Source organism: Microbulbifer sp. MI-G (genome assembly GCF_030440425.1).
In the GTDB taxonomy this organism is placed as follows: Bacteria; Pseudomonadota; Gammaproteobacteria; order Pseudomonadales; family Cellvibrionaceae; genus Microbulbifer; species Microbulbifer spongiae.
Window position 1 is genome coordinate 1,612,449 of the sequence record NZ_CP098023.1, and the last position, 26,757, is coordinate 1,639,205.

Genomic DNA, 26,757 nt, shown 5'->3' on the forward strand with positions numbered 1-26,757 from the left:
CGACGACGGTACAGTAACTCCTTGGTGATGATCCCTGTCGAGGCTTTGTCAGGGGCAGGCGATATGCAGCACCTGGGAGGTTCTATCCGCGCCAATGTGTCGGTTTTCAAGTAGTTGCCCCAAGCAACAGGAGGTGACAATCTCGAGGGGAATAATGGAACTCAACGGTTAAGCGGCAATAGGGAAATTCCAAAATATCTGGGGTGAATTCAGCCCTCTGTGGCTTCGACTAGTGCGGTAAAGTGCCCACGGGCCAGCCTGACTTTGACCTTTTGCTTGGGAGCCAGGGCGCGGCTGTCTTTCAACGCCCCGCCTTCCAGGTCCATAACAATGGCGTAACCCCGCTGCAAAACTGCCAGGGGGTTCACGTTATTGAGCAGCTGAGCAATATGCAAAAAGGTGTTGCGGCTGTGCTGGAGTTGTTGTTTGGCTGCACGCTGGAGGCTGCGCTGGGCCTGCTCAACCTGCCTGTGCTTGTCGTGAATATGGTGCTTGGGATGACAATGGGCTAAGGCCCGCCGAGCTGTAGAGAGCCTGGTTTGGAGCTGTTGCACCTGCTGTTGCCCCACTGCGATCAGGCGTATCTCGAGATGGTCCAGGCGTTGGGCACGGTTTAGCAGTTGCTCTTTGGGATGGCGCAAGCGGTTGCGCTTCAGCATTACCCGCTGGTGCAGCTGGTGTAACTGGTGCTGTAGGGCTCGAAACAAGCGGCGCCTGTCACTTTCCAGCCGCTGGAATAATTCGCGACTATTGGCACTGGCAATTTCTGCTGCAGCCGAAGGGGTAGGGGCGCGCAAGTCAGCAACCAGATCTGTGACAGAGTTATCGGTTTCATGCCCCACGGCGGAAATAGTGGGAATCGGGCAGGCGGCTAGTGCTCTTGCCACAATTTCCTCGTTAAATGGCCATAGGTCCTCAAGAGAGCCACCGCCGCGACCCACGATCAGGAGGTCATGGCGTTGACTGCGCCCGGCTTTTTCAATCGCTTCGGCAATCTGCTGCGCTGCTCCCTGGCCCTGCACCGCCACTGGCCACAATCCTATTTCTGCAGCCGGGTGGCGCCGGTGTAGGACATGGATCATGTCGTGGATGGCTGCGCCGATAGGTGAGGTGATAATGCCAATATTGAGAGGCAGGTAGGGCAATGGGCGCTTGCGCGCACTGTCGAACAGCCCCTCTGCCCGAAGCTTGGCTTTGAGCTGCTCCAACTGGCGCATCAGTATACCGAAACCGGCCTCTTCCATATGCTCCACTACCAGCTGGAACTCCCCACGCCCTTCATACAGGCTCACTCTTGCGCGGATCAGCACCTCGCGACCATTTTGCGGTTGGAAGGCAACGCTGCGGTTGCGGTTGCGAAACATGGCGCAACGCACCTGTGCGCGGGCGTCTTTAAGGCTGAAATACCAGTGTCCGGAACTGGGTTTGGCAAAGTTGGATATTTCCCCACTGACCCACAACAGGGGTACGCTGTTCTCCAACAGGTGCTTTACCTCCCAGTTCAGCTCGCTGACTGACAGGACACTTCGCTTGGCACCTGGGGGTAGGGAGGCCGGTTGCATTGGTTGCTCTCACGAGAAGGTTGGGGCAGCAATATTGCAGTAACGCCGCGAGAGGTAAAGCCTCTTGCCCGTTAATTTCGGTTTTCAGCAAATTGCCGTTTGCGTCTTGGGCGCTTGGAGGTATAATCGCGCCGATACCCAATCCCGCCTATTGTTTCGAGGTTTGAGTGTCAATGTCTGAATCCAGTCTGCGCATCGCGCGCGAAGCCCTCACTTTCGACGACGTTCTGCTCGTACCCGGTTATTCCGAGGTGACCGCCAAGGATGTCAGTCTCAAAACCAAACTGTCCCGCAACATTTCCCTGAATATCCCCATGGTATCCGCTGCCATGGATACGGTAACAGAGGCGCGGCTGGCTATTGCTCTGGCTCAGGAGGGCGGTATTGGCATTATTCACAAAAGCATGTCTATAGAGAAGCAGGCCCTTGAGGTGCGCGCGGTGAAGAAATTCGAAGCCGGTGTGGTCAAGGACCCCATTACCATTGAATCTGATGCCACTGTGCGCGAGCTGATAGCGCTCACCGCGCACCACAATATCTCCGGTGTTCCGGTGATGGATAAAGGCGACTTGGTAGGTATTGTTACCAGCCGTGATGTGCGCTTTCTCACCGACTTGGATGTCAGTGTGGCCAGCATCATGACCCCGAAGGAGCGTTTGGTAACTGCCCATGAAGGCGCATCCCCCAACCAGGTGCGCGAGCTGCTTCACCAGCACCGCATCGAAAAAGTGCTAGTGGTGGACGATGATTTCGAGCTGCGCGGCCTGATTACGGTTAAGGATTTTAATAAGGCGGAGCAGTACCCTAATTCCTGCAAGGATTCCGATGGCCGCTTACGCGTAGGCGCTTCAGTGGGCACAAGCCCGGACACCGATAACCGTGTAGCGGCATTGGTGGAGGCCGGCGTGGATGTATTGGTGGTGGATACCGCCCACGGCCATTCTCGCAACGTGATTGATCGGGTGCGGCGGATCAAGAGGATGCACCCCCAGGTAGATGTGATCGGGGGCAATATTGCTACTGGTGAAGCTGCACGGGCCTTGCTTGAGGCTGGTGCCGATGCGGTGAAAGTGGGCATTGGTCCGGGTTCTATCTGCACTACCCGCATCGTGACGGGAATCGGTGTGCCCCAGGTGACTGCGATTGCGGAGGTTGCCAGGGCATTGGAAGGTACCGGAGTCCCGATGATTGCCGATGGTGGTATCCGCTACTCTGGTGATATTTCCAAGGCCATTGTTGCCGGCGCTTCCTCGGTCATGATGGGCTCCATGTTTGCCGGTACGGAAGAGGCGCCCGGTGAGGTGGAACTGTACCAAGGGCGCACCTACAAATCCTACCGAGGCATGGGTTCTCTCGGTGCCATGGCCCGCACCCAGGGCTCATCTGACCGCTATTTTCAGGATGTCAGCAAGGGCGCAGAGAAACTGGTGCCCGAAGGTATTGAAGGACGCGTTCCCTACAAGGGGCCGCTGTCTGTCATCGTGCACCAGATGATGGGTGGGCTGCGCTCGGCCATGGGCTATACCGGCAGTGTGGATGTTGAAACCATGCGCACCCGCCCGGAATTTGTCCGAGTGACTGCTGCAGGTATGGGCGAATCCCATGTGCATGATGTGCAGATAACAAAGGAAGCGCCCAATTACCCGGTGAGTGGACGGTAGGCACTGGAAGCTGCTCCCATACGACAAACCACAGCCTCAAAAACAAGCGACAAACGGACCTTTTGGTCCGTTTGTCGCTATTTTTTCATTGTATCGAGTCAATCATGAGCCAAGATATCCATTCCAGTCGAATACTGATTCTGGACTTCGGGTCCCAGTACACTCAGCTGATTGCCCGTCGCGTACGCGAGTTGGGCGTTTTTTCCGAAATCCGCGCTTTTGATATGAGTGAGGAGGAGATTCGCGAGTACAACCCAAAAGGCATTATCCTGGCCGGTGGTCCCGAGTCTGTGCCGGAAACGGGCTCGCCTCGTGCGCCGGAAGTGGTTTTCAACCTGGGAGTGCCGGTACTGGGCATCTGTTACGGCATGCAGACTATGGCGCATCAGCTTGGCGGTGCGGTGCAGGGTAGCCGTGTGCGCGAATTTGGATACGCCCAGATTAAGGTTGAAGGCACTTCAAGTTTGCTGCGTGATATCAAGGATCACCTCAGCGATGATGGTGATGCACTGCTGGATGTTTGGATGAGCCATGGGGATAAAGTGGTACAGATGCCGGGGGGCTTTAAACGTATGGCCTCTACGGATTCCTGCCCCATTGCAGGTATGTACAACGCAGAGAAGAATTTCTTCGGCGTGCAGTTTCACCCAGAAGTGACGCACACTTTGCAAGGTGCGCGTATCTACGAGCACTTTGTGATAGATATTTGTGGCTGCGAAAAACTTTGGACGCCTGCGAACATTATTGAAGACGCTGTCGCCAGAGTGCGTGAACAGGTGGGCAAGCGCAAGGTACTGCTGGGATTGTCCGGCGGTGTCGACAGTTCCGTGGTGGCAGCACTTCTGCACAGGGCGATCGGTGATCAGCTGACCTGTGTATTTGTGGACAATGGCCTGTTGCGCAAAAGCGAAGGCGATCAGGTAATGCAGATGTTCGCCGAGAACATGGGGGTATGTGTAATTCGTGCAGACGCTGAAGACTACTTCCTTTCTCGCTTGGTGGGTGTGGTTGAGCCTGAGTCCAAACGCAAGATTATCGGTAATACCTTTATTGAGGTGTTCGACCGGGAAGCCTCCAAACTGCGGGATGTAAAATTCCTGGCTCAGGGCACCATCTATCCGGATGTTATTGAGTCCGCTGCTGCCAAGACGGGTAAGGCACACGTTATCAAGTCCCATCACAATGTGGGCGGCCTGCCGGAGGACATGCAATTTGCACTGGTGGAGCCCCTGCGGGAGCTGTTCAAGGACGAGGTGCGCAAGATCGGGCTGGAGCTAGGGCTGCCTTACGATATGGTATACCGCCACCCCTTTCCGGGTCCGGGCCTGGGTGTGCGTATCCTAGGGGAGGTGAAGAGGGAATATGCGGATATCCTGCGTGAGGCAGATGCAATTTTTATCGAGGAGTTGCACAAGTCCGATTGGTATCACAAAACCAGCCAGGCATTTGCCGTGTTCCTGCCGGTGAAATCAGTCGGTGTGGTGGGTGATGGTCGTCGCTACGAATATGTGGTGGCTCTTCGCGCTGTGGAAACCGTGGATTTTATGACAGCGCGCTGGGCGCATCTGCCCTACCAACTGATCGAGAAAGTCTCCAATCGCATTATTAATGAGATAGCGCAAATTTCCCGCGTGGTATATGACGTATCCAGCAAGCCGCCGGCGACGATCGAGTGGGAGTAGGCTGATATCTGGCAGCTACAAGCACTAGCAGGTAGTAAAAACTACTAAACCTGGCTCTCAAGCTGGGTTTAGTTGTTTTTGGAGAGCTCGTTTTGTTTTTTGTCTGGCGATTACTGGCACTTGCAGGCAGGGGTAAGCAGCTATTGATATTTTTTCATAATATTGACCGTAGCTATCGAGGTGATGGTCAATTATAGAGTTTTGCCGTTGATGAATTGCACGATATGCTGAACTGGTGCTGATTCAGAGGTAAAGGAATACGAACCCTGATTCGCTGCGAATCAGGGTTGTACAAACATTTGTCCTTCGGAGCTGGTGTACAACGGTAGCGGCGGAGTGTCGAACTGACGCGAGAGCAAGAACTGGCGGAAATCGACCAGAATACGCTCGAGTTCGACTAGCTTGCCGCCGCGCCCCCGTCGGCCTGACATGCCTTGTTGCACTCGCTCGCAAATGAACTTGTCCTCGGCAAGAAAGGAGGCTGCGAATTGCGACTCGGGCGTCTCGCCTAGTGCCGGGGCGGCTGTAGAAATACCCCCCGAATGCACGAAGCAGGCACCTGTGCCGTCGGGTAGTAGAGAAATCCAATCGAAGGATTCGTATGTCAGGATGCCGACGAAGCCTGGCGGCAGGAATACCAGCAGGTAATACTGCAGCACCCGGGGTGTTTCGCCGGTGAGCCAGCGCGACAATGTCGAGCGTTGTTCTTTCATACGCCCGGCAGTCAGTGTCCATTCTGAACTGCCGGCGATGTAGAATGCATCTCTGGTGGGGGTGATGGTTTCCAGTGTCTCTGTGTGTACTTTGAACAAATGGTAACTTTCGATGCCGTTTTCGACAGCGAGCTTCCAGTTAGCTTGCCAGTGCTCAGTCTCCCCGCCGTAGCCAACCTTGAAACGATCGAGCTCAAAATGGCCAAGGTAGTCATTGATGCCATTAAGCCGTTCTGAGAAGGCCCGGGGCTGTTGGGCGAGATTCACGAACAACAGCCCGTACCAGCTTTCCAGAGGGAAGGATTCCAGACAGTGCTTGGTTTTGTCGATCTCCACAGAACCCATAAACGGTGCGCCCTTGAGTTCCCCTATGTCGGTGTAGGTCCAGGCGTGGTAGGGGCAGACAATATGCCGGGAGAGCTGGCCAAAACCTGAATCGAGCAGTGGTGTGCCACGATGGCGGCAGCTATTGGATAGCGCTCGGATGTTGCCGTCCCGCCCGCGGACAATGGCCAGCGGTTCGCCGGCTAGGTCGAGTGCGAAATAATCACCGGGTTTGGGTAATTGTTGCTCAGCGCAGACAAAGACCCAATCATTATGAAATACCGCTTTAACCTCGGCTGCGAGTACATCGGGATCGGTGTAGGCCGCGAAGGGCAGGGATTTGGCTTCTTCGATCGGTTGTGTCAGCAGTCGGGAGTATTGTTGCCAATCGATAGTTGTCATGAGCCTTGGCCCTCCAGAGTTTCGATCAGGCGTTCAGCGGCGTGCTTGGAAGCCTGCCGGATGGTTTGCATGTCGCCGAGGGGAGCCAGCGATTCGGTGTTGAAATAAATACCGACCAGCCCGGCGGCAGCAGCGTAGACGTCATCCCGGTTAGTGTTGGGATATGAGCGCGCCAGTTCATCGGTCATGGTAACGACAAACTGGTGATTCCATGTGTGCAGGCGTTCGCGAATGGTGGTGTCGCTGGCAGCTGCCGCGGTCAACGACAGCGCAACCAGGGCAAGCTGACTGGTCGATTGGTATTCGTCAAACAGGAGGTCGAGCAAAATTGGGATCCGGTCCTGTCCGGGTAGACACGACAGCATTGTCGCCACCTCATGTTCGGAATTGGTGAAAAAACGATCCAGAAAGGCGTCGAGAATCGCCTCCCGATTACCAATATTGTGCCGCAACAGGCTGCGGCGCATATCAGCAACTTCGGCGATCTTCTCCAATGTCGTGCCGTGCACGCCATATTGGATAACACAGGTTTCGACCGCATCAAGAATGGTTTCAGTGCGTTCGGCTTTGAGACTGGGTCTGGGCATTGCGTCACCAAATAAATAATCATTATTGACAATCTACCAGGTGATGCATAGCATGTAAATGATCAATGTTGAAAATTTACGTTTGCGTAGAGGATTTACCATGCTTTAAATATTCAAAAAACTCCGCCTTCTGAGTGGATTGCTGGTGCTCAGTGCCGCCGGCCAGGCCGCCGATCTGAGTATTGAAGTTCATAATATTCGCAACAACGATGCTCAGTTGATGGTTGCCGTTTTTGATACTCAGAAGGCCTACGACAATACTGATTACAGTAACGCCTACGCGTCCTACACCAACAGGGTTCACGGTGCCAAATTGAAGGTTACCTTCCACAACATACCTGCCGGCGATTACGTAATCTCGCTATTTCATGATGAAAATGGCAACAATGAGATGAACAGAAACTTTACCAATATGCCGACAGAGGGGTATGGAATTTCCAGTGCCGTTAATAAGTACGACCAGCCAGATTTCAAGCGGGCCGCGATAAAAGCGGATAGCGGCAGCCGGCTTGTAAGTATCAAGATGTTGTATGTGTCTTTGTCACAGCCCGATGTAAAACCACAGGCCAGCGCGAAGCCCGGCTCTAATCAGCTCGGGCCGTAAACGGATGACAAGTAATCCCCACTTTCAGGCGAGGTAAGTATGGATTGGTTATTTACCCGCTTTAGCGAAGACGAGCTTTACTATCTGGAAGCCTGGATCGGTGAGTGGCTTTTCTACGTTGCGATGGCCATTTTTGCACTGGAATTATTGCGCCAGGCATGGAAGAAAAGAGTCAATTGGAACCTGCTAGGCGACGCTGTGACTAACTTCGTCACTCTCGTCGCTTTTCTTGGTATCGCGTTGTTGTTCTTTGGTGTGTACGTCGCAACGCTGTACTGGTTTTACGAGAATATGAGTATCATCCAGCTACCCAATAAACTATGGGTTATGGGGCTGGCGATTATCCTGGCCGATTTCATTTACTATTGGGAGCATCGCTTCATGCATCGGGTCGGGTTCGGCTGGGCCACGCACACGGTTCACCACAGCTCTCCCTACTTCAATATATCGGTTGCTTTCCGCTTCGGTCCGGCTGATGGCATTCTGCCGTTGTTTTTCCACCTTCCGATGGCGATGCTTGGCTTTAACCCCTGGATGATTCTATTCGCAGAAACCATGGTGCAGCTCTACCAAACCGCGCTGCATACTGAGTTGGTCAAGAAACTGCCGCGCTGGTTTGAGGCGGTGTTCAATACACCATCGCACCACCGTGTCCACCACGGCAGTAATCCGCAGTACATTGACAAAAACTATGCCGGTATTCTGATTATCTGGGATAAGCTATTTGGTAGTTTCGCACCTGAAAAGAAAACGGTCGTTTACGGTTTGACCAAGCCCATTGCTTCGATCAATCCGATCAAGGTGTTCTTCCACGGATACTGGCGCATGTTGATCGACATGGTGAGGTCGAAGAACGTCGGTGAGGCGATTGGATATTTCGTCATGCCGCCCGGCTGGAAACCGGACCGAGTGAAAGCCAGGGCAGAAAACCTGAAGCCTCCGGTGGCTACTGAGTCGGGGCGATGAGTGACACTATTTGGCAATTCATCGGCGTCGGTCTGCTGATCTGGGTGGTCTTCGATCTGTTCGCGGGCCATACTTGGCTGCGCCGAAAGTATGTTCGCTCGAAGGAGCCGTTGGGTTACTGGATCATTCTGATGATGTGGTTACTATTCGCGCTTTGGTCGTTGGGAGTATTTTAATTGTCATCGGTCATAAGTAATTCCAGCAAGAATCGTAGTGAGCATGTATATTCCGATGGAGATGCGGTGATCCAGTACCTGCAGGAGTAGCTAGGGGGCATCTGAATGCCTAAACCTAGTGGGTAGCCTTGGGAGTTGGCGATTGACAGATTTTTTTGAGCAATTTGGAGGGCTTTCCGAGCATGCTATTTTTCATGGTATTAGGTATTTTATTATTTCTAACCTGTTGATTATAAAAATAAAAAATGGCTTATATACAATCGATTGGGAGTAAATTGTATACAGCTAAGTGAATTTAAAATAGCAAGTGATGATTTGTAAATCTCAACAATATGCCTAAAGGGCTTTTGACTTTAAAAAGTAAACAATGTCGCTGAAGTTCGATCCAGATTTGTCTCAACCTGTGGCAACGGGCTAAGTCCCCGGCATTTAAACAGGTTTAGTGTTTAATTTTCCGTATGAGCCCCTCTTGCGCGGTCGAGGCTACAAGGAGACCATCGCGGGTGAAGATCTGGCCGCGGGTGTATCCGCGCGCGCCGCTGGCCGAAGGGCTGTCGGTGACATACAAAAGCCACTGATCCATGCGGAAATCCCGGTGGAACCACATGGCATGGTCGATACTGGCGGGCATCAGGTGGGGGTCAAACAGGGAGGTATGGTGCGGTTGCAGAGAGGTGCCCAGCAGGCCCATATCCGATGCATAGCAGAGGGCGGCGCGGTGCTCCATTGGATCGTCGGACATGCCGCCCTCTGCGCGCAGCCAGAACTTGCACTTGGGCTCGTGGATTTCGGCAGCAAAGTAGCTGTGGGGGTCAACGGGGCGAAAGTCGATCATATAGCGCCGCTGATCGTACTGTGGGCTGACAAGCCCCGCTTCCAGCGCCAGCTGCTGGGTGTTTTTCAGGCTCTCCGGCGCCGGAATCTCCCCGTTGGGCATATCCGTCTGATGATCGAAGCCTGCCTCCTTGATTTGAAACGAAGCGGACATGTTAAAGATGGCCCGCCCCCGTTGCTTGGCAACAACCCGCCTGGTGGTGAAGCTGCCACCATCTCGGATGGGATCAACTTCATAGATAACAGGTAATTCACTAGAGCCTGGGCGTAAAAAGTAGGCGTGCAGGGAGTGGGGCAGACGGCTTTCTACCGTCCGGCTGGCGGCAGTCAGGGCCTGGCCCAGCACTTGTCCGCCAAAAAGTATTTTTCGATAGTTTTCCACATGGTGGCGGCTGCGAAAGAGGTTGCGATCCAGCTCTTCGACATCGAGTAGTTTGTTCAGTGTTTCAGACATGGACAAGGTTACCTGTTCACCGGGATATCAATGGGCTCTTCATACTCTGGCTGACTGTCGCCTTGCAGAAATAGCGCAACTGCCCGGGGTTACTTGTATCTCTGGCTCCCGAGTTGGATTCACTCACAATTGGACTGGCCGACAGGCTAATAATAGGAATAGTCGGGATTGTCCGGGAGGGCGTACATAGGTTGCTCAGCACGGGAATAATAACAGTAGATGACGCGAAAAACATCAATAGTCATGGTTTTGTCCACCTGCTTACTGAACAGGCCTTCGGCCACTGATCTGCGGGCAAGTGGACGCCAGGTAGGCTTTTGTCTGCTTAAAGGGGGATCGGGGAGTAAGGGCTAGGGCTTTTTTTGGATGAATTGATCAAAATTCATACATAATGGCTTGTCTTTCTTCGTATTAACTAGACTAATTTCCCGATTTGCTTTTCCAAGCGACTCGAATTGCCTATTATTCATGAACAAATAGTCAATTTCAGTTCCCAATAGTACGGGCAGAAAGGGTTGGAAATATGGATAAGGCAAAAGAGAAGGTTCAGAGGTTTCGCGCACGAGAGCAGCGCATCCTGGATGCAGCTCTGGAGCTTCTGCTGGAGCACGGTGAAGAAAAGGTCACTGTTGAGCAGATTGCCGATCGTGTGGATATCGGCAAAGGCACTATCTACAAGCACTTTGTTTCAAAGACGGAAATCTATATGCGCTTGTTGATGGATTATGAGCGGTCTCTTGCCGAACGGCTCAAGGTGGCTGTGGGTAATGCTGAACGGGGGGATATTGCTGCACCGGCTCGGGCCTACTTTGAGTCCCGTATGGCTGATCCCGGCAAGGATCGACTCTTTCAGCGCCTGGAAGAGAAGATCATCGCCCTGAACCAGGCCCCTGAGATGATCGCCGAGCTCCATACAATCCGCAATGCCATTGCCTCTGCACTGAACCGGGTATTTGAGCGCAGGATGGAGCAGGGCATGATCAAGAGGGTGCCAGCTTACTATTACTACTCTACCTATTGGGCTTTGGTTCAGGGGGCTGTAGAGCTTTACCACTCCAAGTCGTTCGCCGATGTGATTGAGGATAGAGAGGGCCTGATGGAGTTTATTATGGATGTGGGTGTCCATATCGGCGATATCTCTGCCCGCAAGCCCCAGGAAACCAGCCATTCTGGTGACATCGCGGGCCCGTCCTTTGGCTGAACCACTTTTCCAGCAGTTGCAGGCGTTGCAGAAGGCGTTTCAAGGACACCCCCCGGTTGAACGGTGGAATCCAGATTTATGCGGCGATATGGATATGGTCATCAAGCGCGACGGCCGATGGATACACGAGGGCAGCGAGATCCGCCGCCAATCACTGGTCAAGTTGTTTGCCGGGATTTTGAAGCGGGAAGGGGGGGAGTACTTTCTGGTAACTCCTGTGGAGAAGATGCGCATTCAAGTAGAAGACGTGCCTTTTGTAGCGACTCAGGTGGCACGCAATGCGAATGGCGATGCGCAGACGTTGTTGTTTACCACCAATGTGGGTGATGTTATTGCGCTGGATGAAGGATCTAATTGGCGCTTGCAGCAGTTCGGAACCCCTTCCCGACTAATCCCTTATCTGGAAGTTCGCGGTGGTCTTCAAGCGAGGGTCTCCCGTGATGTCTTCTACCAGTTAGTCGATTGGGCTGAAGAGGATAACAATGATTGCGAAGGTACCGGAAAACTGTTTGTTCGGAGTGCCAGTAAAGACTATTTACTCGGTTCTTATAATTGATGTTATGCTATTTATAAAGTGAGAGGCAGTATTTCGCTGACTCTGGGCTTTTGCATGAGTTCTTCACTTCTCAAGAAAGATCCCACCCTGACTTTACCGCTGCCCATTTAAATTTTGTGTTTATAACGGGAAAAGCAGGCATTACCCTGTTGTCATTTCATTTATTTGAAGCATTACTGAAGTTTTTATGCAACAAAAAGTTCAAAAAATGCAAGCCTATGTGTTTTTATTGGAAAAATTACTAAAAATATAAAAATTTAACAAATCCGCAACATGGCGTTTCTACACTCCTCCGCGCTCATATCACTTAGGTGAAAAAGCAAACGTAATTTTCGGGCAATCAAAAAGTGTGTTGTTTGGTTTGATGGTTATCAGTCCTCTCAATGCTTATGAGCTGCCCATATCAATGGGTGAGATTCCTGTAGGGGGAAACATGAAGCGCGTACAGAATAGGCTTTTGCTGGTTGCTGTCATTGCAGCACTTATGGCTGGTTGTGATAGTGGTGGGATTAATATTGAACCGACCACTGTTGACAATTCGACAAACACCGGCGGGGGAACAAACACACCCGTAACTTCCTATGATGGTCCTTGTGCTTCCTATGAACAAGGGGATGGCACTATTGTTCACGGTGACTACAACGAGTCAAAAGGTAATTGTGAGTACCAGCGTGATTTCGTAGATGCTGGCAACCCTTTGATGCACGATATCACTTTGGCCACTTTGGCCACTTTGGCTGACGGCGGAGCTCATGTATTTATTGGGAGTTTAGTAATTGGTCAAAACTACGATTCCCACGCTGATATGCAAGCAGCTGGTATCACCCAGGGCGGTGATGGTACCAAACTGACTATTGAGCCAGGTGTTACAGTGGCATTTAACTCCGCCGCGGAATCACTGGTGATTAACCGCGGTTCTCAGATTTTTGCGGTGGGTACTTCAAGCGCGCCAATTACTGTTACCTCGTTATCTGATGTGAACGGTGAGATCTCTGATCCGGAAGCCGTTGGTGAGTGGGGTGGGATGGTTGTCAATGGTTTCGGGGTCACTAATAAATGTGAATACACTGGATCTGTAGATGATGGTGATCTGGCAATGGCTGACGGTGAGTGTAATGTTGACGTAGAGGGCCTCATTGGTGATGCCGTATCAAATTATGGTGGAGAGAATAATGCTGATAACTCAGGCAAGCTGAGTTATTTTCGTGTAAAACACACAGGGTTTGATGTAGTGCCAGGTAATGAACTGAATGGTATTACTTTTGGTGCTGTTGGCTCTGGTACAGTTCTGGAAAATATTCAAGCCTACTCTACTCAAGATGATGGGGTTGAGTTTTTCGGTGGCGCTGTAAACATGACTAACTATGTTGCCATGTTTGTTAACGATGACAGTATCGATATTGATGAAGGTTATCGTGGCACTATTACCAACTCTCTGGTCATTCAGGGCCAGTCAGAAGGTGCAAACTGTATCGAGTCTGATGGTATTGGTAGCTATTCAAGTAAAGACGACGATACTATCCAAGACTTCATTGCTCGCGGCCTCAATAGCCGCCCAACAATCGATGGCTTAACCTGTATTATTTCTCCGGTTGATGGTTCTGACGATCCGGGTGCAGGCTGGCGTTTCCGTGAGGCCATTTTCCCAACTGTAATAAACTCTATGGTTGTGGCTACTTTCAATGCTGCAGACACCAAATCTTTGAACGATAACTACTGCTTGCGCATAGATAATGAAGAGACTCTGCAGGGCGCAGAGGATGGTGATATTGTTCTTGAGTCGAATATCTTTGTTTGTGAAGAAAAGACTAATGGTGATGCACTTCCTGGTGGTCAAACTATTCAAGCGTGGGCTGTTGCCAACGAAAATATTTTTGCAGATGTTACGGGTGCGGTTGACCCAACTGCAAATACAAGTACTAACCTGCAAGTTCTTCAAGGTGCAACTCTGCCAATCTTTAGTGTGAACATTGCGGACATGGTAGTAAATGATGTTCCGATTACCATTACTCCAAAAGGCAATCGCGCGTACTTGGGTGCCCTGAGTGAGAGCGAGGCGAATCTCGATTGGACCCGAGGTTGGGCTGTAGGGTTGGATAAAAATCTCTGGATCGCCAATTAAGATAGGTGATGCAGTAGGATTATATCCTGATTTCTTTGAGCGCCGCCTTCGCTGATGGAGTCGGCGTCCTATTTCATTGTACTACCTTATTAGTCAGAAACTGTAAGAGACTGAGTAATGATTAAAAATGAAATATTTCAAAGAGCGCCGCTGGTACTGGCTATTGCCGCGGTCTCTTCGTTTGTCTCTAATGCCTATGCACAGGAAGAACAGCATAACATTCCTACCGCTTCAGAACCGCACATTAGTATTCCGGCAATCGAGGAAGTACTCATTCAAGGGCGTCTGCAAGATTCTGCACAGACACTACTCAATGAGAGGCTTGAAGAAGAAGTTCTGACCGATATGTTGGGTTCGGAAATGATTAGCCGTGTCGGCGACTCTACCGTGGCTGCGGCTCTAAGAAGAATTCCGGGATTGTCATTAGTAAATAACAAGTTTGTGTATGTTCGGGGCTTAGGAGAGAGATATTCTAGTACCACTCTTAATGGTGCAGCGGTTCCGTCACCAGATTTGACGCGAAACGTTATTCCTTTAGATATTTTCCCAACTTCAGTGGTTGACTCTCTCGTTGTGCAAAAAAGTTATTCAGCGGATAAGCCTGCGAGTTTTGGTGGAGGTAACGTGGATATCCGTACTAAGGATATTCCAGATCAACTTACATATTCACTGGAAGTTGGCATTGGCTTTAATAGTGAAACTGATGGAGAAGCTCTGAGTTATTCTGGTGGGGGTGACGATGTGTTCGGTACCGATGATGGCTCTCGGGCTATGCCTAAAGAACTCAGTGCAGCGCTTGATCGCTTCTTGGGACGTTTAGATGTCAACAGTATTCGCAATACTCTGATTGCGGAGGGAAATGTATATTCATCTCCACGAGAGGCTCGTGCAGCGGCAGAGAGTTTGAATCGAAATCTAGCGCTAGAGTTGAATCGGGATATCGCGATTGAAGAGGACTCCACTAACCCTGACTCAGACATTAGGGCGAGCGTAGGCAATCGCTTTAATATTGATGACAAGTGGGAGCTGGGATTCCTAGCCAGTGGCTCTTATAAGAGCAGGTGGCGAGAGGGGGAAACCACCCAGCGTATCTACGGTGATCCGAAAGAACAGTACGGTATTAAGATGGAATCTACATCAACAGTTGATATCACAGGCAGCTTGAATGTCGGCGTGAGTTACTCTGCTGAGCACACTATTGGACTGACTAGTTTATTTCTGCGAAATACTGATGATACGACATATATAAAAGATTTCTTCAATGAGAACTCTTCCAAGTCGGATGGCGCTGGGTTTAGAGATTACTCAATACGATATGAAGAACGGGAGCTTTTTGTTAATCAACTAAAAGGCACCCACTCAATTGGTGGGGAAACCAAGTCCTCGTTTGGCAATATGTTGAACTGGGTGCCTGAGGAGTTGGTGTTAGACTGGTATTTCTCTGACTCGACAGCAACTACAGATATTCCTAACGAAGTGGTTGTTCAGGCTTTTACCGATAATGACCCAGCTACCGGGGAGGTTCTCGATTCTTCTATACGCATGAATAACGGTAGTGCGAGCTTTCGTTTTACTGAACTTGAAGATGAGGTCCGCAGCTATGGCTGGACTGCAACTCTACCCATCGAGTTCAGTGCTTCTGTGCTCGAGTTAAGTGGCGGTTATGCCTACAGAGAAAAAGGTCGAATGTATAAAGAGACTCGCTTTGGTTTGGGTATTTTAGAAGTTTCTGATGATGCAATACTAAAAGGTCCTCTTGATGCGGTTTTCAGTGATGAAAACATACTCAATCCCGAAAATAACTACAGCCTTGTGCGTGCGGGTATTGACAATAGGAGCTATATCGCCGCTACGACTACCGACGCAGTCTTCGGTAAAGTTGATTGGACCTATAATGAAGTCTGGCGCGTATCTGCAGGTGCACGCTGGGAGGATTATAATCAGGTCGCGCTGGACTGGAACCCCTATGGTTACACTATACAAGAACCTCAGGTCACTACTGACCCTGAAGAGCTGGTCAACTCTGTATTTAGAGAAGATAAAATTTACCCGGCTCTCTCTCTTACGTATATGAGTGATTTTTGGGCTGAGACTTTCCAGCTGCGTCTCGCGGCATCGCAAACAGCGGTTCGTCCAGATCTGCGCGAGATCACCGATGCCGTATACCTTGATCCTATTACCGGTGAACGCGTTAGTGGCAATTCTAGTGTTCGCCCATCCGAAATAACCAGTTTTGATATCCGTGCCGAATGGTTCTTCGGTAACGGAGACAGCCTGACAGTTTCTACTTTCTACAAAGAAATCACTGATCCAATTGAGTTTTTTGAGAAGGCAACGAGTGATACAGATATTGGGCGTGAGATCATAAACGCCAAGTCTGGCGAACTTATAGGTGTTGAGCTTGAGGGCTTGAAGACCATGAGTTTTCTTGGGGAGACCATGGATGGTTTCTTCCTGCAAGGTAACGTTACGGTACAAGATGCTGAGCTGGTTGCAGGTGTTGAAGCGGATTCACCTACCAATGATGTTCGATCTATGGCTGGAGCATCAGATTATGTGGTTAATATACTGGTAGGATTTGATTCTCCAGATGGTAATCATTCTGCAACTATGGGTTATAATGTGTTTGGTGAGCGCTTATACCTTGCGGGTCGACTGGGTTCTCCCGATGCTTTTGAGCAGCCTTTTCACTCCTTAGACATGACTTATTTCTGGTATCCCATTGAGGAAGTGACAGTTAAGCTAAAAATGCAAAACTTGCTTGACCAGTCGGTAGAGATTGAGCGGGATGGGGTGACCGTATTTGAGCGAGCGCCTGGGAAAAATTTTGCACTCAGTGTAGAGTACAAGTTCTAATGTGTATCTGACTTTATCATTAACAAACTTTGCCAAACTGGGACAGGACTTATCTTTAGCAGCATTTTTATACATTGCCAAAGATCAGCTTTGCTAAGTAATTAATTGCCAATAAAGTTTAAATTTGATCGCCCCACAGAAGGTTGTCGAGCTGTTTATACTTTTGTGAGTGCTGATCTCAACTAAAAATGGCGCAGTATTTATGTGCGCCATTTTTCTATGAACAACACAGGTTACATATTCGGATAATTGGGCCCGCCGCCGCCTTCCGGCGCTACCCACACAATATTCTGGGTGGGGTCTTTGATGTCGCAGGTTTTGCAGTGCACACAGTTCTGCGCGTTGATCTGGAAACGTTTCCCGCCGGCATCTTCAACCACTTCATACACACCGGCAGGGCAGTAGCGTTGCGCCGGCTCGTCGTAGATCGGCAGATTGTGATTTAGCGGAACCTCGGCATCTTTCAAAATCAGGTGGCAGGGCTGGTTTTCTTCGTGGTTGGTGTTTGAGATAAACACGGAAGACAACTTGTCGAAGCTGAGAATGCCATCGGGTTTTGGGTAATTGATCTTTTTACAGTCCGCTGCCGGTTTCAACTGGGCGTGATCGGCATTGGCGTCGTGTAGTGTCCAGGGCAGTTTACCTCTGAAAAGGTTAATATCCACAAATGCGTATGCAGAGCCGAGGATATTGCCCCACTTGTGCTGGGCCGGGCCGAAGTTGCGCTGCAGGTGCAGCTCCTTCCAGGCCCAGCTATTACGGTATTTGGTACTGTAATTGGTCAGCTCTGCATTGTTACGCCCAGCGGCAATGGCTTCCGCCACACTTTCAGCGGCGATCATGCCGGATTTCATTGCCGTGTGATTACCTTTGATTTTGGCGAAGTTCAGGGTGCCGGCGTTGTCGCCGATCAGCAGGCCGCCGGGGAAGGTCATTTTGGGCAGGGACTGCAGGCCACCTTTGACAATGGCGCGTGCGCCGTAGGCCATGCGCTGTCCACCATCCAGATATTGCCTGATCACCGGGTGGTGTTTGTAGCGCTGGAACTCCCCATATGGGTCGACGTGCGGATTGCTGTAGGCCAAGTCGGTAATCAGGCCGACCACAACCTGGTTGTCCTCCAAATGATAGAGGAAGCCGCCGCCGTGAGTGCCGCTCTGGTTCAAGGGCCAGCCAGCACTGTGCAGTACCAGACCCGGCTGATGCCTGTCTGTGGGCACTTTCCAGATTTCCTTGATGCCGATGCCGTAGTGTTGTGGATCGGTGTCAGCATCCAGCTTAAAGTGCTCAATCAATTGCTTGCCCAGGTGGCCGCGGCAACCCTCGGCGAAGAGGGTGTACTTGGCGTGCAGTTCCATACCCGGCATATAGGCCTCTTTGTGCTCGCCATTGATGCCAATGCCCATATCACCGGTGGCAATCCCTTTTACGGCACCCTCCGCATTGTAGAGAATTTCAGCAGCGGCAAAGCCGGGAAAAATTTCTACCCCCAGGTTTTCCGCTTGCTCGGCCAGCCAGCGGCACAGGTTGCCCAGGCTGATAATGTAGTTGCCCTCGTTGTGCATGGTGCTGGGTACAAACAGGTTGGGGACCTTGATGGAGGTTTCGTCACTGCGCAACACGTAAATATCGTCGCCTGTGACCTCGGTATTGAGAGGGGCCCCGCGCGCTTTCCAGTCGGGAAAAAGTTCATTTAACGCGGTTGGCTCAAAGACTGCCCCTGAGAGAATATGGGCGCCCACCTCGGAGCCCTTTTCCACTACACAGACAGAGATTTTCTCGTTGAGCTGGCGGATACGGCAGGCCGAGGCCAGTCCGGCGGGACCGGCACCCACGATCACTACATCGTATTCCATTGACTCCCGTTCCACGGCACTCTCCTCGGCGGTTGTAGTCCACTTTTACGGCCACTTGGCCATGCTATTGATGGCGGATTATATAGGCGTTTAATCATCCCTACCAATTGCATGACTACTCATTTGCTATGGCAAATACGCCGTATTTCAAGGGGTTGGGGAGAGGGAGCAAGAGTTTTTATCCTGTGAAATAGATTTTATGAATGGCAGGCGCGACTTCTATTTGGCTATTGATTTTACGCTATAGAACCGCCACCATACACGCCGTTCAAACACTTGTTTGACCGGAACGCCATATCCGTTCGCGATGTGAATCTTCAGTCGCGGCTGTTAAAACGCATATTTGAGACGGGATTTCCATGAAAGTTCTTGTAGCTGTGAAACGCGTTGTCGACTACAACGTCAAGGTTCGCCCCAAGGCGGATGGCTCTGACGTTGATATTGCCAATGTCAAAATGTCTATCAACCCCTTCTGCGAAATTGCAGTGGAAGAGGCGGTGCGCCTGAAGGAAAAAGGTGTTGTCAGCGAGATAGTTGCCGTTTCCATGGGTCCCAAGTCGTGCCAGGAACAAATTCGTACCGCGCTGGCACTGGGGGCCGACCGCGGTATCCTGGTGGAAACTGATGCCGAGCTGCAACCCCTGGCGGTGGCCAAATGCCTGAAAGCCATTGTTGAAAAGGAACAGCCGCAGTTGGTGATTCTGGGTAAACAGTCTATTGATGGAGACAACAACCAGACTGGTCAGATGCTGGGGGCACTGACCGGTATGGGGCAGGGCACTTTCGCTTCGGAGGTCGTTGTAGAGGAGGATATCGTCCGGGTTACCCGTGAGATTGATGGCGGCCTGCAAACTGTCGAGTTAACACTGCCGGCCATTGTAACTACGGATCTGCGCCTGAATGAACCGCGCTACGCATCCCTGCCCAATATCATGAAGGCGAAGAAAAAGCCTCTCGATATCACCACACCGGACGCGCTGGGTGTGGATATTGCTCCGCGCACCAAAACTCTGAAGGTTGAGCCGCCGGCGGAACGTCAGGCCGGGGTGAAAGTGGCCGATGTGGCCGAGCTGGTAGAGAAACTTAAGAACGAGGCGAAGGTAATCTGATGAGCATCCTGGTTATTGCAGAACACGATAATGCCGAGTTGAAGGGGGCAACATGCAATACCGTTGCCGCGGCCAAGGCCATCGGTGGGGATATTGCGGTATTGGTTGCCGGTGCTGGTTGTGCCGCCGTTGCAGACGCGGCAGCGAAAGTAGACGGCGTTTCCAAGGTGTTGTTGGCAGATAATGCCGCTTACGAGCATCAGTTGGCTGAAAATACTGCCAGGCTCGTTGCCGACCTGGGCAGAGACTTTAGTCACATCCTGGCTTCTGCCACCACTACGGGCAAAAATATGCTGCCACGCGCCGCTGCACTACTGGATGTGCAGCCGATTTCCGACATTATTGCCGTTGAGAGCGCAGATACCTTCAAGCGCCCGATTTACGCCGGCAATGTTGTTGCAACTGTACAGAGCAGCGATACCATCAAAGTGCTGTCGGTCCGTGCCACTGCCTTCGACGCCGTGGCCACTGAGGGGGGTAGCGCCCCCATTGAGTCCATTGACAGGGCTGATGACGCGGGTGTTTCCTCTTTTATTGGCGAAGAACTCGCCAAGTCCGACCGTCCGGAACTTACTGCGGCCCGTGTGGTCATCTCTGGTGGGCGTGGAATGCAAAATGGTGACAATTTCGAGATGCTGTACAAGCTGGCCGACAAGCTCGGTGGGGCGGTCGGTGCTTCCCGCGCTGCAGTAGATGCCGGTTTTGTGCCCAACGATATGCAGGTGGGTCAAACCGGTAAGATCGTCGCTCCTGATCTCTATATTGCCGTCGGTATTTCCGGCGCCATCCAGCATTTGGCGGGTATGAAGGACTCCAAGGTGATTGTAGCCATCAACAAGGATGAGGAAGCACCTATATTCTCTGTTGCGGACTACGGCCTGGTGGCGGATTTGTTTGAAGCGGTTCCCGAGCTTGAAGCAAAACTGTAATCCTTAACGACCATACTGACCAATCATGGAAAAGGCGGCGATAAGCCGCCTTTTCCGTTTTTAGGTGGAACTAGCGTGCTATCAGGGTGGGAGGAGTGGGGTGTTTTCCGTGTTTAATCGGGCGAGAGCGTTGCCTTTACCGGGCTGAAGCAAGAAAATAGACGCCAAAAACCAATTACTTCAGAAAGTTGGATTTGAAAGTGGGTATATCCATGTTCCCGTTACCGCGAGCGGTTGGCTCAATTGGCACCAGGTTTCGCCAGGGTGGGCCGCGCAAGGCATTGTCCAGAAGTACCATGGCAGCCTCCGCTGTGGGCCTGTTGTGGCTGTCCGGCAATCTGTTTGCCTATGGCGCCCTGTTCATGCCTGCCAAACCGCAAGTGTCCCTGTTGGCGGAACGCACACCCCGCGACGCGAACGTATCCCAGCCGGCCTCTATTCCGAATACCCCTTTCTTTGGTCTCGCGGAAACCAAGAAAAAAGAGGTTGTCCCTGAAGTTGACCTCGCCAACCTGCCTGCCACCCAGCTGAATATTGTGCTTTCCGGTGTGCTGGACAGTAGCAATAAGGGCAATGCCAGCGCCCTGGTGGCCGAGAAGGGCAAACCGGCAAAGCGCCTGTATGTGGGGGATGCCCTGCCGGGCGGGGCGGAGCTGTATTCTGTTGAGGTGGATCACGTGGTTCTTCGTCGCAATGGCAGGATGGAGAAATTGACCTATCCGGAAGTGGATGGGCGTCCGGATGTTCCCATAAGAAATTATTCCAATCTAGCACGCAGGGCCAGCCAAAATAGTGCCAGGAGCACTGTAAGAAGAGCGGAAAACCAACAGAGCATTCGGGAGCGAATGGAAAAATTGCGCGAACTGGCCCGCGAGCGCCGCGCGCAGCTTCAGCCTCAATGAGCCTGCCAAACTGATCGATTTGGTTTTTTTACATTTACTAGAGCCCCATAAATAATGATTAAAATGTTGTATCGACGGCTGATTGTGGTCGGATTGAGTTTTTTGGTATCTACTGCAGTGCTGGCTCAGGGCCCCGAAAGGGTGACGCTCTCTCTCGACAACGCAGATATTCGCGATTTAATTAACTGGGCGGCGGACTTCACTGGGAAAAATATTATTGTTCACCCTAATGTCAAGGGAAAGGTGACGGTGGTTGCCGGTGATCCCATGACCCACGATGAGGCCTTCGATGTGTTTATGTCGGTGCTTCAGGTGAATGGTTTCAGCCTGGTAGAGCAAGGCGGTACCTGGAAAGTGGTGCCCGATGCGCTTGCCAAGCAGCAAGCGATTCCTGTGGCCGACGAAAATACCTTAGCCCCCGCCGAATCCCTGGTTGTACGCACTGTGCGGGTTGAAAATATTTCCGCGGCCCAGTTAATCGCCATGCTGCGGCCGCTTATCCCACAGACCGGTCATTTGGCCGCCTATGCCGATACCAATACCCTGATCATTGCCGACCGTGCGGCGAACATTGATCAGATCGTACGTCTGGTGCGGCAGTTGGACCGCGCCGGCGCCATCGACATTGAAGTGGTACCACTGTTGTTTGCCTCTGCCAAAGAGGTGAAACAGGTGCTCAATGAGCTGCTGCAGTCCGGTGGCGGCAAGCAGGCAGGTAGAGAAGTACAGCCGCTGCGTATCGCCGTGGATGAGCGTTCCAACAGCATTCTCCTGACCGGCGACCCGGTAACCCGCCAGCAGATCAAGACCGTTATCGGCCGTTTGGACCAGCCACTGGACGGCGATGGCAATACCGCTGTGGTCTATGTGCAGTACGCCAATGCTGCGGACCTGAAACCGATTCTCGAGGGCATGAGCGGCAGTATCCAGAATGCGGAAAAGGATCAGCAGGCTGCCGATGTAGAGGTGAGCATTCAGGTGAACGAATCCCTCAATTCCCTGGTACTGACCGCGCCGCCAGCGCTGCTGGAAACCATGAAGGGGGTGATTGCGAAGCTTGATGTGCGCCGTGCCCAGGTATTGATTGAGGCATTGATTGTCGAAGTGACCGAGGGCACTACCAATGAACTGGGTATAAGCTGGATTGCCGGTGCTGACGACAATGTGGTTGCGGGGTGGAACAATACTGCAGGTGTAGATGCTGAGGGCAACCCGAACCCCTTCTCGCTGCCTATTAGCAGTCTTACCGGGCTAAATGCTTTGCACCTGGGATATTTGAGCGGCACGGATATCCGCTTGGCCATTAACGCACTGGCCACGGAAGCCAATGCGAATATCCTGTCTACCCCGACGATTATGGCCCTGGACAATGAGGAGGCGGAAATCCTTGTTGGGGAAAATGTGCCTTTTATTACCGGGGAGCAACTGCTCTCCGGCAGCAATGATGACCCCTTCACCACCATTCAGCGCCAAGACGTGGGGACCAGCCTGAAGGTCACCCCGAGAGTGAATAACAACAATTCTGTGACACTGGAAATTGAACAGAAGGTGGAAGATGTGCTACCTGCTGAAGCTGAAGAAGAAACTGGGGCTTCGGATATTATTACCAGCAAGCGCGAAATCCGCACCAAAGTGTTGATTGATGACGGTGCAATCCTGGTGCTGGGCGGGCTGATGCGAGACAAAGTGACTGATAGCATCCAGAAGGTGCCTTTACTGGGGGATATACCCGGTATCGGTCGCCTTTTCCGTAACAATACAAAAAGAGTCGACAAAACCAACCTGATGGTGTTCCTGCGCCCCAAGATCCTCAGTACCCAGGTGGCCGGTTATGAGGAAACCCGCAAATACTATATGGATATGCAGCAGAAGCAGATTTTCCTCAAAGACAGGACCAGCCTGTTGTGGGACTGGCACCGGGGCGATGCACTGCCCGACCTGATGCCGCCAACGGGTACCTACAACGAAAGCCCCGCGCCCGTGGATGGTTCCATTGATGGTGGGGCTGTGGAATTACTGGACGAGGTGCCGGTTGAGGTGCTGGAGATCGAGGAGGGGAAATGACGGTTGAAACAGCGCTGGAGGTTCCATCCGTACGCCGCCTGCCCTACGCTTTCGCCAAGCGCCACCGGGTGCTGCTGGTGGAGCAGGAGGGGCAGCCCCTGTGCCAGTATGTGGCGCCGGCGAACCCTGCGGCAGTTGCCGAGGTTCAGCGCGTTTTTGGCGGCCCTGTCAATCTGCAGGCAGTTGCGGAAGAGGCGTTTCAGGTGGCACTGCAGCGCCTCTACGAGAACCGTGAGGGGGGTAATCTCTCCGAGGTCGAGGGTCTCGGTGAGGACCTGGATTTAGCCGCAGTGGCCGATGCCCTGCCGGAGACCGAAGACCTGCTGGAGCAGGAAGACGATGCGCCCATCGTCAAACTGATCAACGCGATTTTTGCCGAGTCGCTGAAACAGGGTGCCTCCGATATCCATATCGAGACTTTTGAAAAGCGCCTGGTGGTACGTTTCAGGGTCGATGGCGTACTGCGCGAGGTCCTCCAGCCCCGGCGCGCACTGGCACCGCTGCTGGCCTCCCGTATCAAGGTGATGGCCAAACTGGATATCGCCGAGAAGCGCATCCCCCAAGACGGGCGAATCTCCCTGTTGATGGCGGGGCGCGAAGTGGATGTGCGGGTCTCCACCATGCCCTCCTCCGCGGGGGAGCGGGTAGTGATGCGTCTGCTCGACAAGCAAGCAGGCAAGATGGACTTGGCCAAGCTGGGCATGGCGGCAGAGGACCTGCGCGTCTTGACCGATCTGCTCGCCCATCCCCACGGAATTATTCTGGTGACCGGGCCCACAGGCTCCGGCAAAACCACCACCCTGTACGCGGGCCTCGGCAGTATCAACAGCCGCGAGAAAAATATTCTTACCGTAGAGGACCCGGTGGAATACAACCTGGAAGGGATAGGCCAGACCCAGGTCAACACCAAGGCGGATATGACGTTTGCCCGCGGCCTGCGCGCCATCCTGCGACAGGACCCGGATGTGGTGATGGTCGGTGAGATTCGCGATTTGGAAACCATGCAGATCGCCATCCAGGCCAGCCTGACCGGCCACCTGGTCCTCTCCACCTTGCATACCAATACCGCCCTGGGGGCGGTGACCCGCCTGGTGGATATGGGCATCGAGCCTTTCCTGCTGTCCTCGAGCCTGATTGGTGTGCTCGCCCAGCGCCTCGTGCGGGTGCTTTGCCCGCAGTGCAGGCAGCCCCATAGGGCCGATGAGAGCGAGCAGAAGGTGCTCGGTGTCGATGCGCAAGCGGAAACGATCATTTATCGCCCGAACGGCTGTGAAGCCTGCAGCCACAGTGGGTATGTGGGGCGGATCGGTATTTATGAGCTGGTGCCCCTCAATGAGACCATGCGCCAGCTGATCCATGACCGCGCTTCGGAAAGCAAGCTGGTAGTGGAGGCGCGCAAGCTGGGGCCGAGTATTCGCGATGATGGTATCGCCAAGGTTCTGGCGGGCAGGACTTCCCTAGAGGAAGTGCTGCGAGTCACCCAGGAGTCCTGACCGTGGCCGCGTTTGAATACACCGCCCTCGCAACTTCCGGACGCAAAAGCCGGGGCACCCTGGAAGCGGACAGCGCCCGCGCCGCGCGCCAGCAGTTGCGTGCAAAGGGTATGGTGCCTCTGGATGTGGCCCCGGCCACTGAACGGACTGAAAAGGGGGCAAGCAGTTTTTTGTCCGGCAGTCCCGGCCTCAGTATCAAAAACCTGGCTCTGTTGACCCGTCAGATTGCCACCCTGCTGCGCGCGGGTATTCCCCTGGAAGAGACACTGGGAGCCATCGCCAACCAGAGCCGCAATCAGAAGATTCGCCGGGTGGTGCTGGCAGTGCGCGGCAAAGTGCTGGAGGGGCACAGCTTTGCCCAGGCACTGGGCAGTTTTCCCCGTGCTTTTCCCAAACTCTACCGCGCTACGGTGGAGGCCGGTGAGCATTCGGGTCATCTGGACACTGTCCTCGAGCGCCTCGGTGACTATACCGAGGGGCAGCAGCAGTTTCGCCAGAAGGTGCAGCTGGCGTTGATCTACCCGGTAGTATTGGTTGTTCTCTGTGTGCTGGTGGTGACCGGGCTGATGGTGTATGTGGTGCCGGACGTGATCGAGGTATTTACCGGGACCGGCCAGGAGCTGCCACCTGCAACCCGTATTCTGGTTGCCCTGAGTGATTTTATCTCCGCCTGGGGCTGGCTGGTGCCGCCCGCACTGGGGGTGGTTGCAGGTGGGGTTGTCCTGATGTTGCGCCGTCCGGCAGTGCGGTACCGCTTTCATCACCGCCTGCTGGATTTGCCTGTGATCGGTTGGATCGTGCGCGGTGGTCAGAGCGCGCGCTATGTGGGCACCCTGGCCATCCTCACCGGCAGCAGTGTGCCTTTGGTGCAGGCGATGGGCATTGCCAGCGGCGTGATGACCAATGATTTTCTCAGGGAGCGCTTACAGGCCGCTCAAAAGACAGTGCGCGAGGGCGGCAGTCTGCGGCGGGCCCTGGAGGATGTCGGGTATTTTCCGCCAATGATGATCTATATGATTGCCAGCGGTGAGTCATCCGGTACCCTGGATGAGATGCTGCACCGCGCGGCAGAATCCCAGGAGCAGGATTTACAGGGGGCAGTGACCGCTTTTGTGAGCCTGTTCGAACCGATCATGTTGCTGGTGATGGCCGGTATCGTACTATTTATCGTGATGGCCATTATGATGCCGATATTAAGCATGAATGAACTGGTTATTTAATCACGGCCACCCTGAACCCAGGCGAAGAGGAGAAGATAATGAACAGTGTACATAGAAGCGGCGGTTTTACCCTGATTGAGATCATGGTGGTTATCGTGATTCTCGGCATTCTCGGTGCCCTGGTGGTACCCAATGTGCTCAACAAAACCGGAGAGGCCCGCATGAAGGCGGCCCGGGTGGACCTGCGCGCAATCGAAACGGCCCTGGACCTGTACCGTATGGATAATTTCGTCTATCCAAGCTCCGACCAGGGGCTGGAAGCACTGGTTGCCCGCCCGTCGGGCTTCCCGGAGGCCAAGAACTGGACCGAACCCTATCTGAAAAAAGCCCCCAAGGACCCCTGGGGCAACGAATATCAGTACATCAGCCCCGGCAGTGCCGGCGCCTTTGATCTCTTCAGCCTGGGTGCCGATGGCAAGCCCGGTGGCGAGGGTGAAGCCGCCGATGTCTTTGTCGCCGATCTGTAGACAAAGCTCGGGCAGTT

At 52.8% G+C, this 26,757-nt stretch carries 21 protein-coding genes; 16 read left to right on the forward strand and 5 right to left on the reverse strand.

Annotated elements, in window-relative coordinates; all coding sequences use genetic code 11:
• Positions 1-209: 209 nt before the first annotated feature.
• The gene (gene xseA / locus M8T91_RS06955; RefSeq protein WP_301418127.1) at positions 210-1,562 is read right to left on the reverse strand and encodes an exodeoxyribonuclease VII large subunit; all 1,353 of its coding nucleotides are present in this window, start codon (positions 1,560-1,562) and stop codon (positions 210-212) included.
• A gap of 173 nt (positions 1,563-1,735) precedes the next feature.
• Between xseA and guaB the strand changes: the two genes are divergently transcribed.
• Complete coding sequence (guaB, locus tag M8T91_RS06960) at positions 1,736-3,223, forward strand: IMP dehydrogenase (RefSeq protein WP_301418129.1); 1,488 nt, start codon at positions 1,736-1,738, stop codon at positions 3,221-3,223.
• Positions 3,224-3,327: 104 nt separating this feature from the next.
• Positions 3,328-4,905: a glutamine-hydrolyzing GMP synthase gene (gene guaA / locus M8T91_RS06965; protein WP_301418132.1), complete on the forward strand. Its 1,578-nt coding sequence runs from the start codon at positions 3,328-3,330 to the stop codon at positions 4,903-4,905.
• Between the two features lie 281 nt (positions 4,906-5,186).
• On the opposite strand, the gene M8T91_RS06970 is transcribed toward guaA, so the two are convergent.
• On the reverse strand, positions 5,187-6,344 hold the full coding sequence (locus M8T91_RS06970; protein WP_301418134.1) for an aromatic ring-hydroxylating oxygenase subunit alpha: 1,158 nt from the start codon (positions 6,342-6,344) through the stop codon (positions 5,187-5,189).
• Positions 6,341-6,931, reverse strand: a complete 591-nt coding sequence (locus M8T91_RS06975) for a TetR/AcrR family transcriptional regulator (protein ID WP_301418136.1) — start codon at positions 6,929-6,931, stop codon at positions 6,341-6,343. Before M8T91_RS06975 ends, M8T91_RS06970 begins: the two co-directional genes overlap by 4 nt.
• A gap of 145 nt (positions 6,932-7,076) precedes the next feature.
• On the opposite strand from M8T91_RS06975, the gene M8T91_RS06980 reads away from it, so the two are divergent.
• From M8T91_RS06980 to M8T91_RS06990, 3 genes are read left to right on the forward strand one after another with little or no spacing between them, the layout of a single operon-like run.
• A complete protein-coding gene (locus tag M8T91_RS06980; RefSeq protein ID WP_301418138.1) occupies positions 7,077-7,535 on the forward strand; it encodes a DUF2141 domain-containing protein in 459 nt (152 codons plus the stop codon).
• Positions 7,536-7,574: 39 nt separating this feature from the next.
• Positions 7,575-8,501 carry a sterol desaturase family protein gene (locus tag M8T91_RS06985; protein WP_301418139.1) on the forward strand — a complete coding sequence of 309 codons (927 nt, stop codon included), beginning with the start codon at positions 7,575-7,577 and terminating at the stop codon, positions 8,499-8,501.
• A complete protein-coding gene (locus tag M8T91_RS06990) occupies positions 8,498-8,677 on the forward strand; it encodes a hypothetical protein (protein WP_301418141.1) in 180 nt (59 codons plus the stop codon). The genes M8T91_RS06985 and M8T91_RS06990 overlap by 4 nt, the downstream gene beginning before the upstream one ends.
• A 439-nt stretch (positions 8,678-9,116) precedes the next feature.
• Here the strand turns inward: M8T91_RS06990 and M8T91_RS06995 are convergent, their stop codons facing one another.
• The gene (locus M8T91_RS06995) at positions 9,117-9,965 is read right to left on the reverse strand and encodes an acyl-CoA thioesterase (protein WP_301418143.1); all 849 of its coding nucleotides are present in this window, start codon (positions 9,963-9,965) and stop codon (positions 9,117-9,119) included.
• A gap of 523 nt (positions 9,966-10,488) precedes the next feature.
• On the opposite strand from M8T91_RS06995, the gene M8T91_RS07000 reads away from it, so the two are divergent.
• From M8T91_RS07000 to M8T91_RS07015, 4 genes are all read left to right on the forward strand, one after another.
• Positions 10,489-11,166, forward strand: a complete 678-nt coding sequence (locus M8T91_RS07000; protein ID WP_301418145.1) for a TetR/AcrR family transcriptional regulator — start codon at positions 10,489-10,491, stop codon at positions 11,164-11,166.
• Positions 11,159-11,722: a DUF1285 domain-containing protein gene (locus tag M8T91_RS07005; protein ID WP_301418147.1), complete on the forward strand. Its 564-nt coding sequence runs from the start codon at positions 11,159-11,161 to the stop codon at positions 11,720-11,722. The genes M8T91_RS07000 and M8T91_RS07005 overlap by 8 nt, the downstream gene beginning before the upstream one ends.
• 433 nt (positions 11,723-12,155) lie before the next feature.
• Entirely contained in the window at positions 12,156-13,844 is a 1,689-nt protein-coding gene (locus tag M8T91_RS07010; protein ID WP_301418149.1) for a beta-helix domain-containing protein, read from the forward strand.
• A gap of 117 nt (positions 13,845-13,961) precedes the next feature.
• On the forward strand, positions 13,962-16,700 hold the full coding sequence (locus M8T91_RS07015) for a TonB-dependent receptor domain-containing protein (RefSeq protein ID WP_301418151.1): 2,739 nt from the start codon (positions 13,962-13,964) through the stop codon (positions 16,698-16,700).
• A 233-nt stretch (positions 16,701-16,933) separates the two neighbouring features.
• Here the strand turns inward: M8T91_RS07015 and M8T91_RS07020 are convergent, their stop codons facing one another.
• Positions 16,934-18,571: an electron transfer flavoprotein-ubiquinone oxidoreductase gene (locus tag M8T91_RS07020; protein ID WP_301418154.1), complete on the reverse strand. Its 1,638-nt coding sequence runs from the start codon at positions 18,569-18,571 to the stop codon at positions 16,934-16,936.
• Between the two features lie 344 nt (positions 18,572-18,915).
• Here M8T91_RS07020 and M8T91_RS07025 point away from each other — a divergent pair, with 344 nt between their 5' ends.
• From M8T91_RS07025 to gspG, 7 genes are all read left to right on the forward strand, one after another.
• Complete coding sequence (locus M8T91_RS07025) at positions 18,916-19,665, forward strand: electron transfer flavoprotein subunit beta/FixA family protein (protein WP_301418155.1); 750 nt, start codon at positions 18,916-18,918, stop codon at positions 19,663-19,665.
• Positions 19,665-20,594 (forward strand): FAD-binding protein, encoded by a 930-nt coding sequence (locus tag M8T91_RS07030; protein ID WP_301418157.1) that lies wholly within the window; start codon positions 19,665-19,667, stop codon positions 20,592-20,594. The genes M8T91_RS07025 and M8T91_RS07030 overlap by 1 nt, the downstream gene beginning before the upstream one ends.
• 212 nt (positions 20,595-20,806) lie before the next feature.
• Complete coding sequence (locus M8T91_RS07035; protein WP_301418159.1) at positions 20,807-21,496, forward strand: type II secretion system protein N; 690 nt, start codon at positions 20,807-20,809, stop codon at positions 21,494-21,496.
• A 54-nt stretch (positions 21,497-21,550) separates the two neighbouring features.
• A complete protein-coding gene (gene gspD, locus M8T91_RS07040; protein ID WP_301418161.1) occupies positions 21,551-23,560 on the forward strand; it encodes a type II secretion system secretin GspD in 2,010 nt (669 codons plus the stop codon).
• Positions 23,557-25,053: a type II secretion system ATPase GspE gene (gene gspE, locus M8T91_RS07045; protein WP_301418162.1), complete on the forward strand. Its 1,497-nt coding sequence runs from the start codon at positions 23,557-23,559 to the stop codon at positions 25,051-25,053. Before gspD ends, gspE begins: the two co-directional genes overlap by 4 nt.
• Positions 25,054-25,055: 2 nt before the next feature.
• Positions 25,056-26,273: a type II secretion system inner membrane protein GspF gene (gene gspF, locus M8T91_RS07050; RefSeq protein WP_301418164.1), complete on the forward strand. Its 1,218-nt coding sequence runs from the start codon at positions 25,056-25,058 to the stop codon at positions 26,271-26,273.
• 38 nt (positions 26,274-26,311) lie between these two features.
• A complete protein-coding gene (gene gspG, locus M8T91_RS07055; RefSeq protein ID WP_301418166.1) occupies positions 26,312-26,740 on the forward strand; it encodes a type II secretion system major pseudopilin GspG in 429 nt (142 codons plus the stop codon).
• The last annotated feature ends 17 nt before the right edge of the window (positions 26,741-26,757 follow it).

What these genes read in the sequence shown, in the direction of transcription:
- guaB (WP_301418129.1), top strand. Translation starts at nt 1,736, where the DNA reads ATGTCTGAATCCAGTCTGCGCATCGCGCGCGAAGCCCTCACTTTCGAC.
- gspG (WP_301418166.1), top strand. Translation starts at nt 26,312, where the DNA reads ATGAACAGTGTACATAGAAGCGGCGGTTTTACCCTGATTGAGATCATG.
- M8T91_RS07035 (WP_301418159.1), top strand. Translation starts at nt 20,807, where the DNA reads ATGTTCCCGTTACCGCGAGCGGTTGGCTCAATTGGCACCAGGTTTCGC.
- M8T91_RS06970 (WP_301418134.1), bottom strand. Translation starts at nt 6,344, where the DNA reads ATGACAACTATCGATTGGCAACAATACTCCCGACTGCTGACACAACCG.
- gspD (WP_301418161.1), top strand. Translation starts at nt 21,551, where the DNA reads ATGATTAAAATGTTGTATCGACGGCTGATTGTGGTCGGATTGAGTTTT.
- M8T91_RS07025 (WP_301418155.1), top strand. Translation starts at nt 18,916, where the DNA reads ATGAAAGTTCTTGTAGCTGTGAAACGCGTTGTCGACTACAACGTCAAG.
- M8T91_RS06975 (WP_301418136.1), bottom strand. Translation starts at nt 6,931, where the DNA reads ATGCCCAGACCCAGTCTCAAAGCCGAACGCACTGAAACCATTCTTGAT.
- M8T91_RS07015 (WP_301418151.1), top strand. Translation starts at nt 13,962, where the DNA reads ATGATTAAAAATGAAATATTTCAAAGAGCGCCGCTGGTACTGGCTATT.
- M8T91_RS06985 (WP_301418139.1), top strand. Translation starts at nt 7,575, where the DNA reads ATGGATTGGTTATTTACCCGCTTTAGCGAAGACGAGCTTTACTATCTG.
- gspE (WP_301418162.1), top strand. Translation starts at nt 23,557, where the DNA reads ATGACGGTTGAAACAGCGCTGGAGGTTCCATCCGTACGCCGCCTGCCC.
- M8T91_RS07030 (WP_301418157.1), top strand. Translation starts at nt 19,665, where the DNA reads ATGAGCATCCTGGTTATTGCAGAACACGATAATGCCGAGTTGAAGGGG.
- M8T91_RS06990 (WP_301418141.1), top strand. Translation starts at nt 8,498, where the DNA reads ATGAGTGACACTATTTGGCAATTCATCGGCGTCGGTCTGCTGATCTGG.
- M8T91_RS07010 (WP_301418149.1), top strand. Translation starts at nt 12,156, where the DNA reads ATGAAGCGCGTACAGAATAGGCTTTTGCTGGTTGCTGTCATTGCAGCA.
- guaA (WP_301418132.1), top strand. Translation starts at nt 3,328, where the DNA reads ATGAGCCAAGATATCCATTCCAGTCGAATACTGATTCTGGACTTCGGG.
- xseA (WP_301418127.1), bottom strand. Translation starts at nt 1,562, where the DNA reads ATGCAACCGGCCTCCCTACCCCCAGGTGCCAAGCGAAGTGTCCTGTCA.
- M8T91_RS06995 (WP_301418143.1), bottom strand. Translation starts at nt 9,965, where the DNA reads ATGTCTGAAACACTGAACAAACTACTCGATGTCGAAGAGCTGGATCGC.
- M8T91_RS07000 (WP_301418145.1), top strand. Translation starts at nt 10,489, where the DNA reads ATGGATAAGGCAAAAGAGAAGGTTCAGAGGTTTCGCGCACGAGAGCAG.